The sequence below is a fragment of the Nitrosospira sp. TNL300 genome (assembly GCF_055385915.1).
This window is the reverse complement of record NZ_AP041005.1, coordinates 792,211-806,649: the sequence shown is the minus strand read 5'-3', so window position 1 is coordinate 806,649 and position 14,439 is coordinate 792,211. Positions and strand designations below refer to the sequence as shown.

Here is a 14,439-nt window from a genome sequence, read left to right as displayed (position 1 = left end):
CCTATTCTTATCTCAAAAATTGCCATGCAGACAGCTTCTCTTTCTGTATTTCCTCAGTACTTATTGCCTAAACACGCGCTGACACTGCTGGCTGGACGTATTGCCAATGCCGATGCCGGCAGTCTCACCACGCTTCTTATCCGCTGGTTTGTCTGGCGCTACGGTGTCAATATGAATGAAGCGGTCAATTCGGATATCCACAGCTACCGAACCTTCAACGATTTTTTTACCCGCCCTCTGCTTCTGGAGAGCCGTCCGATATCCGACGCGGAGTATGTTTGTCCAGCCGACGGCCTCGTAAGCCAGCTCGGTGTCATTTCCGGCGACCAGATATTTCAAGCCAAGGGACACAATTATTCCGCTGCTGCGCTGCTGGGAGGGGATACCCGGCTGGCGGAAAAATTTTATGGGGGCAACTTTGCCACACTGTATCTGAGCCCAAGGGATTACCATCGGGTCCACATGCCTGTAGATGCACGTGTGAGCCGAATGATCTATGTTCCGGGAGATCTGTTCTCCGTGAACGCGAAAACCGTTCGTGGTGTCCCCGGGCTGTTTGCGCGCAACGAGCGGGTGATTTGCATATTTGAATCGGAATTCGGACCATTTGCTTTAGTACTGGTGGGCGCCACTATTGTTGGGAGTGTGGCCACTGTATGGCATGGGGTGGTCAACCCGCGGGACTCGGAGGGGACGCGCGATGTGCGCGAGTGGCGGTATGACTCACCGGATCTGGTGCTCAGAAAAGGGGATGAAATGGGCAGATTCCAATTGGGATCAACAGTGGTAATGTTATTCCCGAAAAACGAAATAGTGTTTAATCCGGCCTGGGCTCCCGGCCGAACCATACGGTTCGGGGAAACGATGGCGGCCAAGGCTGATCCAGCCAGATAGAGAGAAAAGAGAAGAGCGTTCCTCGTTTCCTTCTTCCCTCTCGCTCGCAGAGACGGCAGGTTATAGGCGGGCTGAAAGAAGCAAACGCTATCAGGAAGAATACGGGAAGTGATGAGTCTTCCTGATCTCCTTGATCTCCATGACGACTCGCACGACCCGGAGTGGAGCCGAGCGAACCACGAGCAGGCAGGTTATCTTTAACTGAAGAATATAAGAATCATCCCCCTCTCAGGCGATCGATCATGCCTGAGCCGCCTTCAATATGGGTTCGTCCGCAACAACAGTGGCAGTGGGTTCCGATTCCTGTTGAAATTCCTGGATGAGCTCCTGCCCTACCCTTAATAAGGTTTCCCTGAACTCCATCGCCACTTCCGGGTGCTGCAAGCCATAGGCGATGGTCGCCTCCAGGAAGCCCGCCTTGCTGCCGCAATCATAATGCTTCCCCTGGTAACGGTAGGCCAGGACAGATTCCAGCTTGAGAAGGCGAGAGATTCCGTCAGTAAGCTGAATTTCTCCTCCTGCTCCCGGGTTCAGATTGCTGATGCAGTCAAAGATGGCAGGGGATAGAACGTAACGACCTACGATAGCCATCGTAGATGGCGCAGTATCGGGAGAAGGCTTTTCCACTACCGCCCGGATTTTCAGCGTATCGCTCTCTGCATCTGTGTCAAAAGCATCCACGATTCCATACCGCCGCGTCTGTTCGCGCGTAACCTGACGCACCGCTATGAGGCTGCTTTGGACTTGTTCATACTGGGACACCATCTGTGCGAGTACAGGAGGATCTCCATCGATCAAATCGTCCGGAAGCAGCACGGCAAATGGTTCGTTGCCCAGGAGATGCCGCGCGCAGTAAATTGCATGCCCCAAGCCGCGGGGCTCCTCCTGGCGGACAAAACTGAAGTGAACGCCACCTGGCGTCAACTGTCGCAGCATTTTCAGCGAAGCATGTTTTCCCTGCGAGGCCAATTCGCTTTCCAGTTCCACTGCCCGGTGCAGATGATCTTCAATGGCGCGCTTGCTCCGATGGGTAATGAAAATGATTTCTTCGATACCTGCCGCAGCCGCTTCTTCCACCGCATACTGGATCAACGGCTTGTCCACAATGGGCAGCATTTCTTTGGCCACTGCCTTGGTCGCGGGCAGAAAGCGGGTGCCAAGTCCGGCTACGGGAAACACGGCCTTGCGCACCGCTCGCGGGGATTTGCGAACAGAGGGTCCGGCAGTCAACGAAAGCACATCTTTTCGGTTCATTACAGGTGTGGCAGTAATGCTCATGAGTAATCTCCCCCTAAAACTTCATCTATATATTAATAATGTTACAAGAGCGCTAAGCTCGAAAGATAATGCTCCCTTAGGGGCATTGGTTATAGTTGCCGCATATACGCGACCAGATCGGACTTCTCCTCATCTGTGAGCTTGAGCCCCAGCACCAGATTGAAAAACTCGACCGTATCTTCAAGGGTCAGCAGGCGACCATCATGAAGGTACGGGGGGCTGTCCTTGATACCCCGCAGTGTGAAAGTCTTTATCGGCCCATCCCCCGGCTCATTCAGGAAACGCTCGAGCTTCAGATCATGCATCTGATGATCGAGGAACGTGGGAGGCTGGTGGCAGCTCACACATTGTCCCTTCCCGAAGAAGAGTTTCTCTCCGCGCATTTCCTTCTCAGAAGCCTTGGTCGAATCAAGTCTGCCGTCACTCTTGAGTTTTGGAGCAGGCGGGAAATCGAACATGTTCTGAAGCTGCGCCATATGACTTACGTGAATCCGATCAAAAATAGTCATTCCTTTTTTCATGGCGTGAATAGGATCGCCATTGAAGTAGGCGGTACGGAATTCGAACTCGGTGAAGTCTTCCACTGAGCGCAGGCTGCGTTTCGAACCGTGTATCTGCTGGTTATACATGCCGCGCAGGCTTACGGTATCGAGGCGGAATCGACGCTCTTCCGGACGAATATCGGGACTCAGATGAAATTGCCCTGTCGTATGGCCATTGACATGACAGTCGAAGCACGTCACCCCCAGGCTCGGTTCTGTACTTTTACGGTCATCTGTCGGATTAAATTCTTCCTGCGGGAAGGGAGTAAGCAGCATGCGAAAACCATCGAGCTGCACAGGAGTCAGGATATCCTTGAACAGGCGATAATAATTGTTGATCGACACAACCTCTCCCCGCGAAACATCCCCTAGCTCGGGCCGGCTCTGGAGGAATATCGCAGGCGGGAATTCCGGCAGGAAAGCTTCCGGCAAGTCATGGTCGACATCAAACCGTTGCAGCCTGGGAAACATGTCGATCTGCATTTGGGGAAACACTTGCCCCCCCGGAGACTGCTTGGGATGAGGCAGTGATGGATACGGAAATGCGTTTTTGCTTTTTATCTCTTCAGGCGTCATTCCGGCGAGCCTCTGCCATGTCATGCCTGACGGCAAACGTGCGGTCGGTCCCATCGCCAGCGGTTTGCCGCGAGACATTTTCGCCTCCTTATCCAGGCGCGGCGTCAAATCATATCGCCGCTGCAGCAACTCGCGCTGGACTCTCATGACCTGAGGGCGCTGTTCTACGTCCCCCTTCATGGTTTCTTCAAAAGTTTGCATCGGCTTCTTGGCGTTCAACGGATCCCGGTAAAACTCAAACCCGGGTGTCTTTCCATTGTCCGGTTGATTCCCAAAAGCTGGCGAAGAAGGCTTTGCGTTCTTTGCGTCAAAAACATTGGAACGATCATGTTCGTCTTTTTTCTGTTCCGGCCGGGTGACAGACACGCGGTGAACTGTCTGGGCATCTTCAACCGCATCGTGCGGAGCACGATTTGCGGAATGCTTTGCGCGATCGTCCTGACTCAAGGCGCCATTCATTCCCGCACTCAAGCTGAGGAATCCTGCACTCAGGATAAGGATATTCATATTTTTCATCGTCGATCCTCCTTTCTTGACTGCGGGCAGCCAGCACGCACTTATTCCCGCATTTTCTTGTCCGGATTTCCCATGTTCAGCTAAACGATTGAAATAATGTCATGTCCAGGAAAACAACTCTGTTCGAAACCGCACACACGGTCGCCCGGTCAAGCCCTGAGCGGGGGAGGCAATATTCAGTACTTCTGGCAGGAGGCGCCGAATAGTGTCCTGATTTACTCGGCTGACTGAAAAAACCGCTTGAATCTTGTAGGAGACAATTCGGAAGAATGAACAGCATGCGAAGCATAAAACGCTGCCAGGCACTCGTATTCTTTTTTTACGACCTCATACTGCTCGCCCGCGCTTGCCTCCAGTTGCTGGCGGTCTGCAACTGCAAGATGCCCCCGGCGGCAGCGAATCGCACCGGCGGCCTGAAGCTTGTGTGCCGCAACCGTTACGCTTTCGCGGCGTACGCCCAGCATGATTCCTGCCTGCTCGTGGGTTATATGAAGCTCATTTCCCGGCAGACGATCCAGACTCATCAATAAAAGATAGCTCAACTGTTGATCAACCGTATGGTACCGATTGGAGACGGCTACCTGTTCGGTCTGGACCATCAGAGCATGGGCAAAGCGCAGGATGAATTGCCTCAGTTCGTCGCCCAGCTCAAACTCATCTCTTACGAAACTGGTTTTAATGCGATAACCCTTACCGGTGCTCAGCACCAGAACACGAGCAGGATAGTTTTCACCGCCCAGCAGTGCCGAAACGCCGACTAACCCCTCGTTTCCGATAATTCCGGTCTGTGTACACGCTCCGCTTGCCGTCTCATACAGCCGTGCAACTACGGAGTTTGTCGGGAAATACACATATTTGAAAGGAAGACCGGGGTCGTAAATGACTTGACCGGCTGGCATGGGCACATGTTCAAGAAGAGGCAGCAAGCGGGTGTAGCTTGGGAGAGGCAGTGCTGCGAGAATCTGGTTCTGCTTGGGACTCTGCGGTGGAAGCATGATGAACTTCAATATAGGTCTGGCATCGGAAAATGTAGCCGGCACATGTCGCCCATAACGCTTGTCGTTTTACAGCAGTATTAGCAGTATTTCTAGGCCTGAGCTTATTCCTTTGCAACTCTGCCCATCTCTTTCGGGCATAAGACAGTCTTTAGTTTTCATTCTTCAATTTCAGACCATCTATCTCTGCTACCCGAAGAATCAGAATGTTAAATATTAGCGGGTACAATTACCGGATTCTGTACGGTGACACACATAATACTTCCGGGTCCTATTGATAAGACGAGAACAGAAATGGAAACGAATCTGGCAAATGGGAAAGAATCGGGCAGGCGAATACAGAAGCCAGGATGAGTGAGCGGGCTGAAGTGTGCGTTCACACCGGCATGGATCTGCCGTCGGTCAATGCCAGCCAGCCGCGAATGAGACGGTACGCCACCCAGAATCCCGTGCCCACGACGAGAATGTACGCAAGCATGATGCCGATGATGGTCGCAAACAACAGGGCTGCAATCACCAGCCAAAGCAAGGCATACCAGAAAGTGCGTATCTGCCAGCCGAAATGGGAATCAAGCCAGGTGCCGCGCACATCGCTCCGCTTCGCGTAGTTGAGAATCACTGCGATGATCGAGGGCCACCCGGTGAGAAAGGCTGTAATGATGAATGCCGGTCCCAGGATTCCCATCAGGACGCTGAAACCATGCAACAGATAGACGAGATGAGTGAGATGAAGCAGCCCAGCAGATACAGGACGCTCTATTCTTCGGCCGAACTCGCTCATGGTTGACGCTCCTCGCGACTACTTGGCTACGGGCTCCTCCTCCGCGGGATCGTCGTAAACCTGGGGGGGAGGATTCCCATCGTAGATCAAATGCTTGCGCTGTTGCAAGTAAGCGTCGCGCACGAACAGATAAGGCTCAAGCGCTGCTTCATCACGGATCTTCATCGGGCCGGAGAGTCTTGCCCGCTTGTCAATGACACCCAGAACGGAAAGCGGCACCGTGACGGGAGCACCGATCACATAAGTTCCGATGTAGAAAAGGACATTCGTAAATAGAGCGACTGGATACGAGGCAACATCGCGGTTGCTGCTAGGCCCAAGCAAGGGAACAAAAAGGTAAGTGTTTGCATCCACCCCCCACACCCCCAGTGTTTGTCCAAAATCTTCATCGTGCTGGGTCAAACCCATGGAAGCAGCCGGATCAAAGAGTCCGGCGACACCAACGGTGGAATTGACGACGAAGCGCAGACCATCACGAAATCCCTGGCGTGCCTTGCCTTGCAGGAAATCATTCAGGACGACGTTCGGATACTGGATATTGTCATAAAAATTCCCCACCGAGCGTTGCACCCGGACAGGGACGTAATCCATATAGACGTCGGCCACCGGCTCGATGAGTTTCCGGTCGACCATGTCAGTAAAAGTGTAAAACTTGCGATTGATACCCTCAAATGGGTCGATCGGATCCGTATAGTCTGTACCCTGATCGTTCGGCGCCGTCGATCCCTTCGTGCGGGTAGTAGCACATCCCGTGACGAGCATTGTGCAGGCAAGCAGCAAGAGGACAGTGATACGGTTATATGTCACGGATTTATGATGAAAATGACAAAAAGGCTACGGATCAATGAACATGGAGGCACCTAACGCAAAGTATAAACATAAATCGTTCCAGTGGCAGATAAAAAAGATGAGTCTGGGAACGGGCTGGGCAGACACTGCGAAGAACTCCGGAAAAGACTGGGGATCGGGATAGAAAGAGGGTATATAGTGAGAGTAAATCGGAAAAGCTTTTTGGACCGCTTTATAGTTGATGCATTTTGAGCGTTTCAGCGCCGATAATCGTTAACCGTCATCTCTATCCGGACGCACAGGCATCAAGCGAAACAGTCAGATCGAGAGTGCGCTCATCTGCCCCAGTTCCTCCACGATAGCACCGAGAGCGCGAAGGAAATCAGCAACCTGTTTCGAAGAATTGGAGGCACCCAGGCTTACCCGCACAGCGCAACGAGCCAGAGCGGGCTCCACTTCCATCGCTTCCAGCACATGGCTTCGGCCGGGGTTGACACTGGAACAGGCAGCACCGCTTGCCACTGCGAAACCTGCCTTATCGAGACGCACTACCAGAGTATCCCCTTCGATACCCGGTAGCGCAAAATAGCAGGTATTGGGCAGACGGGAAGCGCCGAAACCAAAAACAGTCCCACCCATCTCTATCAGGCCCTGCTCCAGTTGCTGGCGTAATGCCGAGATATGCGTGGTATGTTCCGCTATTCGTCTCTTGACTAACTCGCAGGCCACGCCAAATCCCACAATTGCGGGAACGTTTTCGGTACCCGAACGCAATCCGCTTTCATGTCCTCCTCCGTAGATGAGAGGTTTTAGCAGGAGCCGCTTATCCATGATAAGCGCCGCGGCGCCCTTGGGGCCGTAAATCTTATGGGATGACAGTGTCAGGGCATGTACATTGAGCGAGGCAAAATCGACAGGTATCTTGCCAAATGCCTGTACCGCATCTGTATGAATCCACGCACCTCGCGCGCGGGCCTTCTCCGCCACCATCGAGACATCCTGAATCACGCCTGTTTCGTTGTTTGCCAGCATGACTGAAACCAGCCCCGACTGTTGATGCGACAGTGCCTCGTCAAGGTCGGCCGGGTCCAGCCGGCCCTGATTATCGACCGCCAGGCGACGTAGATTCCAGCTTCCGCGCGAAGCACGCGCCAATTCCTGCGCGGTTTTCATCACGCAGGGATGCTCGATCGCGCTTATGGCAATCTGTCCCGGCTTCATGTAACCCGCGGCGCCCTGGATGAACAGATTATTGGCTTCCGATCCGCCGCTGGTGAAAACCACCTGCGATGGCTGCACCCCCACTGCATCCGCCACCTGCTCGCGCGCGCGATCAACCGCCCGGCGAGCTGCAATGCCGAGGGCATGCCGGCTGGAGGGGTTGCCGTACTCTTCCTGAAAGTACGGCAACATGACATCAAGCACGGTTTTATCGACAGCAGTCGTGGCGTTATGGTCGAAATAGGCGTAAGTCATCGTCCGGGCCCTTCAAGCTCATCGAAATGGAAAATCGGACCTGAAACCAGCAGACTGTTACCGCTCAGGCAAGAACTGTACGATGTTGCGATGAGGAGCAGACTCTCACATCCTGCAGGACAGCAATATCCTTCACCTTGGGGTTTGATACGAGCTGCTCCAGTGTAACCAGCGCCAGGTAATCGCGTATCCGCGCGTTCAGGTTCGCCCATAAATCGTGCGTCATGCAGCGCTGATCATTGTGGCAGTTTTCCTTGCCTCCGCATTGGGTGGCGTCGATGGGTTCATCCACAGCCAGAATAATGTCTACTACAGATACCTCGTTCATGGGTTTGGTCAAGCGGTAGCCACCCCCGGGGCCGCGCACGCTGCCTACCAGCTTGCTGCGCCGCAGCTTTCCGAACAACTGTTCAAGATAAGACAATGAAATTTTCTGACGTTCACTGATACCCGCCAATGTAACCGGCCCATCCGCGCTGTGCAACGCAAGATCAATCATTGCCGTTACTGCAAAACGACCCTTGGTTGTTAACCGCATTTTCTGCTCCCGAATAGAAATTGACACTGAGTGAAACCACAAAATAATCGGCGACAAATCCCGCACAGTTGCCGGAACAAAGCGCTCCGAACAAGTCTTCCTGATTCAATTCAACGAAAGCGCTCGTTGCGCATCAATCTGGAATTCAGATGCTCCCTCCGAACGCCTTCCTCACGTAAACAATTCCAATACCCGACAACATTGGTCAAGTATATAAATCCCCTTTGTCATGGTCAACTATTTTGTCCGGCTATTTTCGTTTAAACCTGACTGCCGTCAACTCTTCCTGTCATTATTCAATTTCGTTTGCATCAGGGGTATCAGGGGTATCAGGGGTATCAGGGGTATCAGGGGTATCAGGGGTATCAGGGGTATCAGGGGTATCAGGGGTATCAGGGGTATCAGGGGTATCAGGGGTATCAGGGGTATCAGGGGTATCAGGGGTATCAGGGGTATCAGGGGTATCAGGGGTATCAGGGGTATCAGGGGTATCAGGGGTATCAGGGGTATCAGGGGTATCAGGGGTATCAGGGGTATCAGGGGTATCAGGGGTATCAGGGGTATCAGGGGTAAGCGAGAAAGCAGCAGCGTTCGCCTGCATCCGCTTCTCACAGGCGCCCAGTATCCCCCGCAATATATTGACCTCTTCCTTTTCCAGGCGCGCTCGGGCAAATAGCCTTCGCATGCGCTGCATCAGCCGTTTCGGCTCCCGGGGATCGAGAAAACCACTGTTGATCGCGACCTGCTCCAAGTGAGCGTAAAGCAATTCGATTTCATCAAAGGTCGCTGCCGCTCCGCCGCCACGCAGGGTCGACAACACAGGCTTGATTTCCAGCAAACTCGTGCAGGCCATGCGCAATTCGTACGCCATGACCTGCACAGCGCTGGCAAGATTGAGAGAGGAATATTCCGGGTTGGCTGGAATATGGATGATGATCTGGCACTTGCTGACTTCAAGCGTCGTAAGGCCGGACATTTCCGTGCCAAACACCAGTGCAACGAAATCCTTTTGCGCAAGATCGAGCAGTTTGGCCGCACCTTGCCGGGCATCAAAAACTTCGTGGGAGAGATCGCGTTGGCGGGCCGTTACAGCCGCTGCCAGAACAGTGCCGCTGAGCGCTTCATCGAGCGTGCCGCAGACTTCTGCCTTATGGAGGATATCCAATGCGCCAGTGGCCCGTCTTTCAGCTTCCTTGTCAGGGAAAAACCTGGGATTCACAAGATAGAGCGACTCCAGCCCCATGGTCTTCATTGCCCGGGCCACTCCCCCGATGTTACCGGGATGGCTGGTATGGCTCAGGACAATTCGGACTTTATCGAGCATCTCGCGCCCTGACGGATTATCTGGGTTAAAATCCACGATTCACTTTATTTTGAATCCCGACAAATGCATCCCATGCTCACCATCGCGGTAAGGGCCGCGCGCCGCGCAGGCGGCATCATCAATCGTGCTGCACAGAACCTGGATTTACTGAATGTTTCGCGCAAGGCGCATAATGATTTTGTCAGCGAAGTAGACGGGGCTGCAGAAAACGCGATTATCGAGACGCTGCTCGATGCCTATCCCGGCCATTCCATTCTAGCAGAAGAAAGCGGTGCCCAAGGTGATCCGGGCAAGTCTGAATATCAGTGGATCATCGACCCCCTGGACGGCACCACCAATTTTCTTCATGGTTTCCCGCATTACTCGGTTTCGATCGGATTGATGCATAAAAACGTCTTGTCGCAGGCAGTGGTCTATAACCCGGCAGCCAACGAATTATTCACCGCAAGCCGTGGGGCAGGCGCCTATCTCAATGACCATCGCTTGCGCGTGAGCAAGCGCACCAAGCTTGGCGACTGCCTGATCGGCACGGGCTTCCCGTTTCGCGAATTCACGCATGCCGAGGCCTACCTTGCCATATTCAAGGATATCATGCCCCGGGTGGCGGGGATCCGGCGCCCCGGCTCCGCCGCGCTCGACCTGGCCTATGTCGCGGCAGGACGATACGATGGCTTCTGGGAGTTCGGGCTGTCAGCCTGGGATATGGCGGCTGGCTGCCTGCTCATTACCGAGGCAGGCGGACTGGTGGGAGACATGGAAGGAAACGATACCTATCTGAAAAGCGGCAACGTGGTTGCGGGTAATCCGAAAGTCTTCGGCCAACTGTTGCAGGTCATTGCCCCGCACCTGACACTGGAACTGAAGACGGCTCAAGGCATGGGATGATGCATGCGGGAGCCCATGAAAAGGATGGAAGCGGTAATCTCCGTTTTCCTGGAGCGGCCCGCCCGGCGTCAATCCTGATGTCAATCCTGATAGGCAGCCAAAGGAAGATAGGCAATCCGAGGAAGGCGTGTGAAACAACCGGATAAATAACGTCATGTCCATCTCAGCGGATGCCGAACGGCAGCGATTGGAAAACCAGCGGCAGGGCCGGGAAGCCTGGCGTTTGTGGGGACCTTATCTTTCAGAACGCGCATGGGGTACCGTGCGGGAGGACTACAGCCCGGATGGGACGCCCTGGGAATATTTCGACCATGACCAGGCGCGTTCGCGCGCTTATCGCTGGAATGAGGATGGGCTGGGCGGTATCTCGGACGAGGCGCAGCATCTCTGTTTCTCACTGGCGCTCTGGAACGGCAGGGATGCCATCCTCAAGGAGCGCGCCTTCGGTCTCACGGGAAACCAGGGCAACCGGGGAGAAGACGTAAAGGAATGCTATTTCTACCTCGACGCAACGCCTTCTCACGCGTGGCTCCATTACCTCTACAAATACCCGCAATCCCCATTCCCCTATACGCGGCTGATCGAGGAAAACGCCGGCCGTTCGCGCGCAGAGCCTCCGTTCAACCTGATTAACAGCGGCGTTTTCTCGGAAGACCGGTATTGGGATGTGGAAGTCTTCTACGCCAAGGCGTCCCCGCATGAACTGCACATCCGCGTAGTTGCAAGCAACCGCGGGAAAGAGGAAGCTTTACTGTGGCTGGTGCCGCAACTGTGGTTTCGCAATTACTGGTCCTGGTCGGGAAAAGATGAGGTAAAACCTCTCCTGCACGCAGCCTCCGCGCCTAGGAATGCCACCTGGGCGGTGATGGCAGAGCATCCCGCGCTGGGAAACTATTATCTCTACGGCCGGCAGCAAGCCGATCTTCTCTATACGGAGAATGAAACCAACAATACCAGGTTATGGGGCGTGCCCAACGCCGAACCTTACGTCAAAGATGCCTTTCACCGTTATCTCGTGCAGGGTGAGCAGTCCGCTGTAAATCCCGCAAAAAAGGGAACAAAATTCGGCGCAGCGCATAAGCTCGCAATCCCGCCCGGCAAGACAGGCATGATCGAGCTGGTGCTCACGGCTGAATCCAATCTTCATCCGTTCGAAAATCAGGACAGGATTTTTGCCCAACGCCGTACGGAAGCGGATGCTTTTTTCCATACGTTCCTGACAGACGACGCGCCCGCCGAGGATCAGCGCATCCTGCGGCAGGCACTGGCGGGCATGATATGGACCAAGCAATTCTATCACTACGATGTATCCGACTGGCTGAAAGGTGACCAGGCAACACCGCTGGCATCGAGGCGGCAGGTGCGCAACCACGCCTGGTCCCATCTCAAAGCGAGCCATGTCATTTCCATGCCGGACACTTGGGAATATCCCTGGTTTGCCGCCTGGGATCTCGCGTTTCACTGCCCTACGCTGGCGCTCATCGACGTGGATTTTGCCAAGGAACAGATCGAACTGCTGCTGAATGAAAACTACCTGCATCCCAACGGGCAAATCCCGGCATATGAATGGACATTCAGCGATGTGAACCCGCCGGTGCACGCAATGGGCGCGCTCAAGGTATTCCGGGCCGAGCGGGTGCAGCGCGGCAGGGGTGACATCGGTTTCCTTAAACGCGTGCTGCACAAGCTTTTGCTGAATCATACCTGGTGGATCAATCTCAAGGATTCAACAGGCACAAATGTATTCGAGGGAGGGTTCCTCGGACTAGACAATATCTCGGTATACAATCGCTCCGAGCCGCTCCCGCCGGGTTACACACTCAAACAGGCTGATGCAACCGGCTGGATGGCGATGTTTTCCCTGCAACTGACTGTCATGGCACTGGAAATTGCAGTGGAAGACCCAGCCTATGAGAATATCGCTGTCCAATCCTATAGCCAGTTCCTGGCAATTGCCAATACGATTGCCGGACATACCGGAGCTGGCGTTTCCCTGTGGGACGACATCGACGGCTTCTTCAAGGATCTTGTCGTAGAGCCGGACGGAAGCACACACCGCATCGACGTTTTCTCCTGGGTGGGCATCATTCCGCTGTTTGCGTGCGAGGTCGTGGATGCACGCCTGCTTGCTAACCGCAAACGTTTCAATGCACTGCTATGGGAACACAAGGGTGGAATGTTCGATGGAAGCGTGATATGCGCCTGTCCCGTCGACACCAACGAACGGGGGGAGCATCTGCTATCCCTGGTGACCCCCGCGATGTTCGTCAAGATATTGCCCCGGATTTTTGATGAAGAAGAGTTCCTTTCCCCACACGGGGTGCGCAGCGTCTCCAAGCGCCATGCCACGCAAGGAAACCTCGGCCATATCCCGGGCGTCGGCGATGCTGTCATCCGATATGTTCCTGGCGAATCCGACTCCCCCCTGTTCGGAGGCAACTCGAACTGGCGCGGACCGGTGTGGATGCAGACCAACTATCTGCTCATTCAAACCATCGAAAAGATGCATCGCTACCTCGGCGATGCCTTTACTTTTCCTGCCCCCTGCCTGAATCATTACGAAATCAACCTCAAATACGCTGCCAACCTATTAGCGGAACGGCTGGTGGATATTTTCCGCCGCGATGAATCCGGCCTAATCCCGGCCTTCCCCGAAAAGAGCCCGCATCAGACAGATCCTCACTGGCGCGACCTGCTGCTGTTCCATGAGTATTTTCACGGTGAAACCGGGCGGGGTTTAGGCGCCGCTCACCAGACCGGCTGGACCGGCCTAGTGGCGAACCTGGTAATGCGGCGCTATCGGAAGGGGATTCCGGAGTTTTGGAAGAGACAAGCGGAGGAAAGAACGGGTCAATGACAAGAGTCAATATCATTGTGGCAGAGGAAATTTCGGCTGTGGCTCAGCTTGAAATTGCCGATCTGTAGTTTCCGTCTCTGGAACAAGAACGGAAAATAGCTTACCATCATATATGATTTCCCATATTTATGGGTGAAAAATGAAAACCACCATAGAGATACCTGACGAGTTATTCCGGAAAGCAAAAGCAGTAGCTGCCCTACGCGGGCAGAGTATGAAGCAATTTATCACCCAATCCATCATGACCTCGCTGCAAAATCCCACCGATGTTCAACCGGTCCGCCGAGAACCCACAGGATCGAACCCAGCGGATGCATTCAGCCAGGAACTCGCCACACTTGCCGCACAAATATCGGAAGCATGGCAGGGCCCACAGGATGCCGCAGCAGCGATACGGGAGCAACGACGCGAACTTGGTACGGACGTCGATGGTCATTGACGCCTCAGTATGGGTAGCTGCCCTACTGAAGAATGACCGTCACCACGAAGAAAGCGCCTCATTATTACACACCCTTGTGCAGCGTAACCAGCAAGCCGCTATACCACTATTGGCGTGGCCCGAAATTGCAGGGGCGATTGCTCGTAAAACCGGTAATAGCGAGCTGGCCAGAATAGCAGTTGCTTTTCTAAACAAGCAAGCATGGCTGGAAAGCGTACCTCTTGACTCCTCCATTGCGCGGCGTGCTACCACGATAGCGACTGAGCAGCGCCTGCGTGGCGCGGATGCAGTCTATGTGGCGCTTGCGTTGCAACGCGACGGGGTGCTCATCACTCTCGACCTTGAAATGCTACAACGTGTTCCAATAGCTGTGACCGCGCATATGCCTGGGGACTGTTTTAAGGGTGCGTGAAAGCGACCAGGAGATCTCACGATAAAAATCCACAATAAAAAAATTTCAGTAATGAATGCGATAATTAAGGAATGCATCCTAACCAATCCATAGAACAGATTCGACTCGCTGTATCCGCTCAGCTTGATCCATTGACT

At 54.0% G+C, this 14,439-nt stretch carries 12 protein-coding genes and 1 pseudogene; 5 read left to right on the top strand and 8 right to left on the bottom strand.

Features of this window, described 5'->3' with window-relative positions; translation table 11 throughout:
• Positions 1 to 24: 24 nt before the first annotated feature.
• Complete coding sequence (gene asd, locus ACZ5BW_RS03635; RefSeq protein ID WP_464542625.1) at positions 25 to 894, top strand: archaetidylserine decarboxylase; 870 nt, start codon at positions 25 to 27, stop codon at positions 892 to 894.
• A 240-nt stretch (positions 895 to 1,134) separates the two neighbouring features.
• Here the strand turns inward: asd and galU are convergent, their stop codons facing one another.
• The 8 genes and pseudogenes from galU to ACZ5BW_RS03595 form a co-directional block, all read right to left on the bottom strand.
• Complete coding sequence (galU, locus tag ACZ5BW_RS03630) at positions 1,135 to 2,172, bottom strand: UTP--glucose-1-phosphate uridylyltransferase GalU (RefSeq protein ID WP_464542623.1); 1,038 nt, start codon at positions 2,170 to 2,172, stop codon at positions 1,135 to 1,137.
• 89 nt (positions 2,173 to 2,261) lie between these two features.
• Positions 2,262 to 3,806, bottom strand: a complete 1,545-nt coding sequence (locus tag ACZ5BW_RS03625; RefSeq protein WP_464542621.1) for a cytochrome B6 — start codon at positions 3,804 to 3,806, stop codon at positions 2,262 to 2,264.
• A 215-nt stretch (positions 3,807 to 4,021) separates the two neighbouring features.
• Entirely contained in the window at positions 4,022 to 4,801 is a 780-nt protein-coding gene (locus ACZ5BW_RS03620) for a Crp/Fnr family transcriptional regulator (protein WP_464542619.1), read from the bottom strand.
• Between the two features lie 376 nt (positions 4,802 to 5,177).
• On the bottom strand, positions 5,178 to 5,582 hold the full coding sequence (locus tag ACZ5BW_RS03615; RefSeq protein ID WP_464542617.1) for a DUF4870 family protein: 405 nt from the start codon (positions 5,580 to 5,582) through the stop codon (positions 5,178 to 5,180).
• 18 nt (positions 5,583 to 5,600) lie between these two features.
• Complete coding sequence (locus ACZ5BW_RS03610; RefSeq protein WP_464542615.1) at positions 5,601 to 6,389, bottom strand: MlaA family lipoprotein; 789 nt, start codon at positions 6,387 to 6,389, stop codon at positions 5,601 to 5,603.
• 300 nt (positions 6,390 to 6,689) lie between these two features.
• Positions 6,690 to 7,847: a cysteine desulfurase family protein gene (locus ACZ5BW_RS03605; protein WP_464542613.1), complete on the bottom strand. Its 1,158-nt coding sequence runs from the start codon at positions 7,845 to 7,847 to the stop codon at positions 6,690 to 6,692.
• Positions 7,848 to 7,911: 64 nt separating this feature from the next.
• Positions 7,912 to 8,385 (bottom strand): Fe-S cluster assembly transcriptional regulator IscR, encoded by a 474-nt coding sequence (gene iscR / locus ACZ5BW_RS03600; RefSeq protein ID WP_464542611.1) that lies wholly within the window; start codon positions 8,383 to 8,385, stop codon positions 7,912 to 7,914.
• 601 nt (positions 8,386 to 8,986) lie between these two features.
• A pseudogene (locus ACZ5BW_RS03595) lies at positions 8,987 to 9,709 on the bottom strand (RNA methyltransferase); the annotation flags it as partial.
• A 63-nt stretch (positions 9,710 to 9,772) separates the two neighbouring features.
• On the opposite strand from ACZ5BW_RS03595, the gene ACZ5BW_RS03590 reads away from it, so the two are divergent.
• From ACZ5BW_RS03590 to ACZ5BW_RS03575, 4 genes are all read left to right on the top strand, one after another.
• Positions 9,773 to 10,594 (top strand): inositol monophosphatase family protein, encoded by an 822-nt coding sequence (locus tag ACZ5BW_RS03590; RefSeq protein WP_464542609.1) that lies wholly within the window; start codon positions 9,773 to 9,775, stop codon positions 10,592 to 10,594.
• A 154-nt stretch (positions 10,595 to 10,748) separates the two neighbouring features.
• Positions 10,749 to 13,451, top strand: a complete 2,703-nt coding sequence (locus ACZ5BW_RS03585; protein ID WP_464542607.1) for an MGH1-like glycoside hydrolase domain-containing protein — start codon at positions 10,749 to 10,751, stop codon at positions 13,449 to 13,451.
• Positions 13,452 to 13,590: 139 nt separating this feature from the next.
• Positions 13,591 to 13,890 carry a hypothetical protein gene (locus ACZ5BW_RS03580; RefSeq protein WP_464542605.1) on the top strand — a complete coding sequence of 100 codons (300 nt, stop codon included), beginning with the start codon at positions 13,591 to 13,593 and terminating at the stop codon, positions 13,888 to 13,890.
• Complete coding sequence (locus ACZ5BW_RS03575) at positions 13,880 to 14,302, top strand: type II toxin-antitoxin system VapC family toxin (RefSeq protein WP_464542603.1); 423 nt, start codon at positions 13,880 to 13,882, stop codon at positions 14,300 to 14,302. The genes ACZ5BW_RS03580 and ACZ5BW_RS03575 overlap by 11 nt, the downstream gene beginning before the upstream one ends.
• Positions 14,303 to 14,439 lie beyond the last annotated feature (137 nt).

Excerpts from the sequence above, each read along its gene's own strand:
- asd (WP_464542625.1), top strand. The coding sequence starts at position 25 with ATGCAGACAGCTTCTCTTTCTGTATTTCCTCAGTACTTATTGCCTAAA.
- galU (WP_464542623.1), bottom strand. The coding sequence starts at position 2,172 with ATGAGCATTACTGCCACACCTGTAATGAACCGAAAAGATGTGCTTTCG.
- ACZ5BW_RS03625 (WP_464542621.1), bottom strand. The coding sequence starts at position 3,806 with ATGAAAAATATGAATATCCTTATCCTGAGTGCAGGATTCCTCAGCTTG.
- ACZ5BW_RS03620 (WP_464542619.1), bottom strand. The coding sequence starts at position 4,801 with ATGCTTCCACCGCAGAGTCCCAAGCAGAACCAGATTCTCGCAGCACTG.
- ACZ5BW_RS03615 (WP_464542617.1), bottom strand. The coding sequence starts at position 5,582 with ATGAGCGAGTTCGGCCGAAGAATAGAGCGTCCTGTATCTGCTGGGCTG.
- ACZ5BW_RS03605 (WP_464542613.1), bottom strand. The coding sequence starts at position 7,847 with ATGACTTACGCCTATTTCGACCATAACGCCACGACTGCTGTCGATAAA.
- iscR (WP_464542611.1), bottom strand. The coding sequence starts at position 8,385 with ATGCGGTTAACAACCAAGGGTCGTTTTGCAGTAACGGCAATGATTGAT.
- ACZ5BW_RS03590 (WP_464542609.1), top strand. The coding sequence starts at position 9,773 with ATGCATCCCATGCTCACCATCGCGGTAAGGGCCGCGCGCCGCGCAGGC.
- ACZ5BW_RS03585 (WP_464542607.1), top strand. The coding sequence starts at position 10,749 with ATGTCCATCTCAGCGGATGCCGAACGGCAGCGATTGGAAAACCAGCGG.
- ACZ5BW_RS03580 (WP_464542605.1), top strand. The coding sequence starts at position 13,591 with ATGAAAACCACCATAGAGATACCTGACGAGTTATTCCGGAAAGCAAAA.
- ACZ5BW_RS03575 (WP_464542603.1), top strand. The coding sequence starts at position 13,880 with ATGGTCATTGACGCCTCAGTATGGGTAGCTGCCCTACTGAAGAATGAC.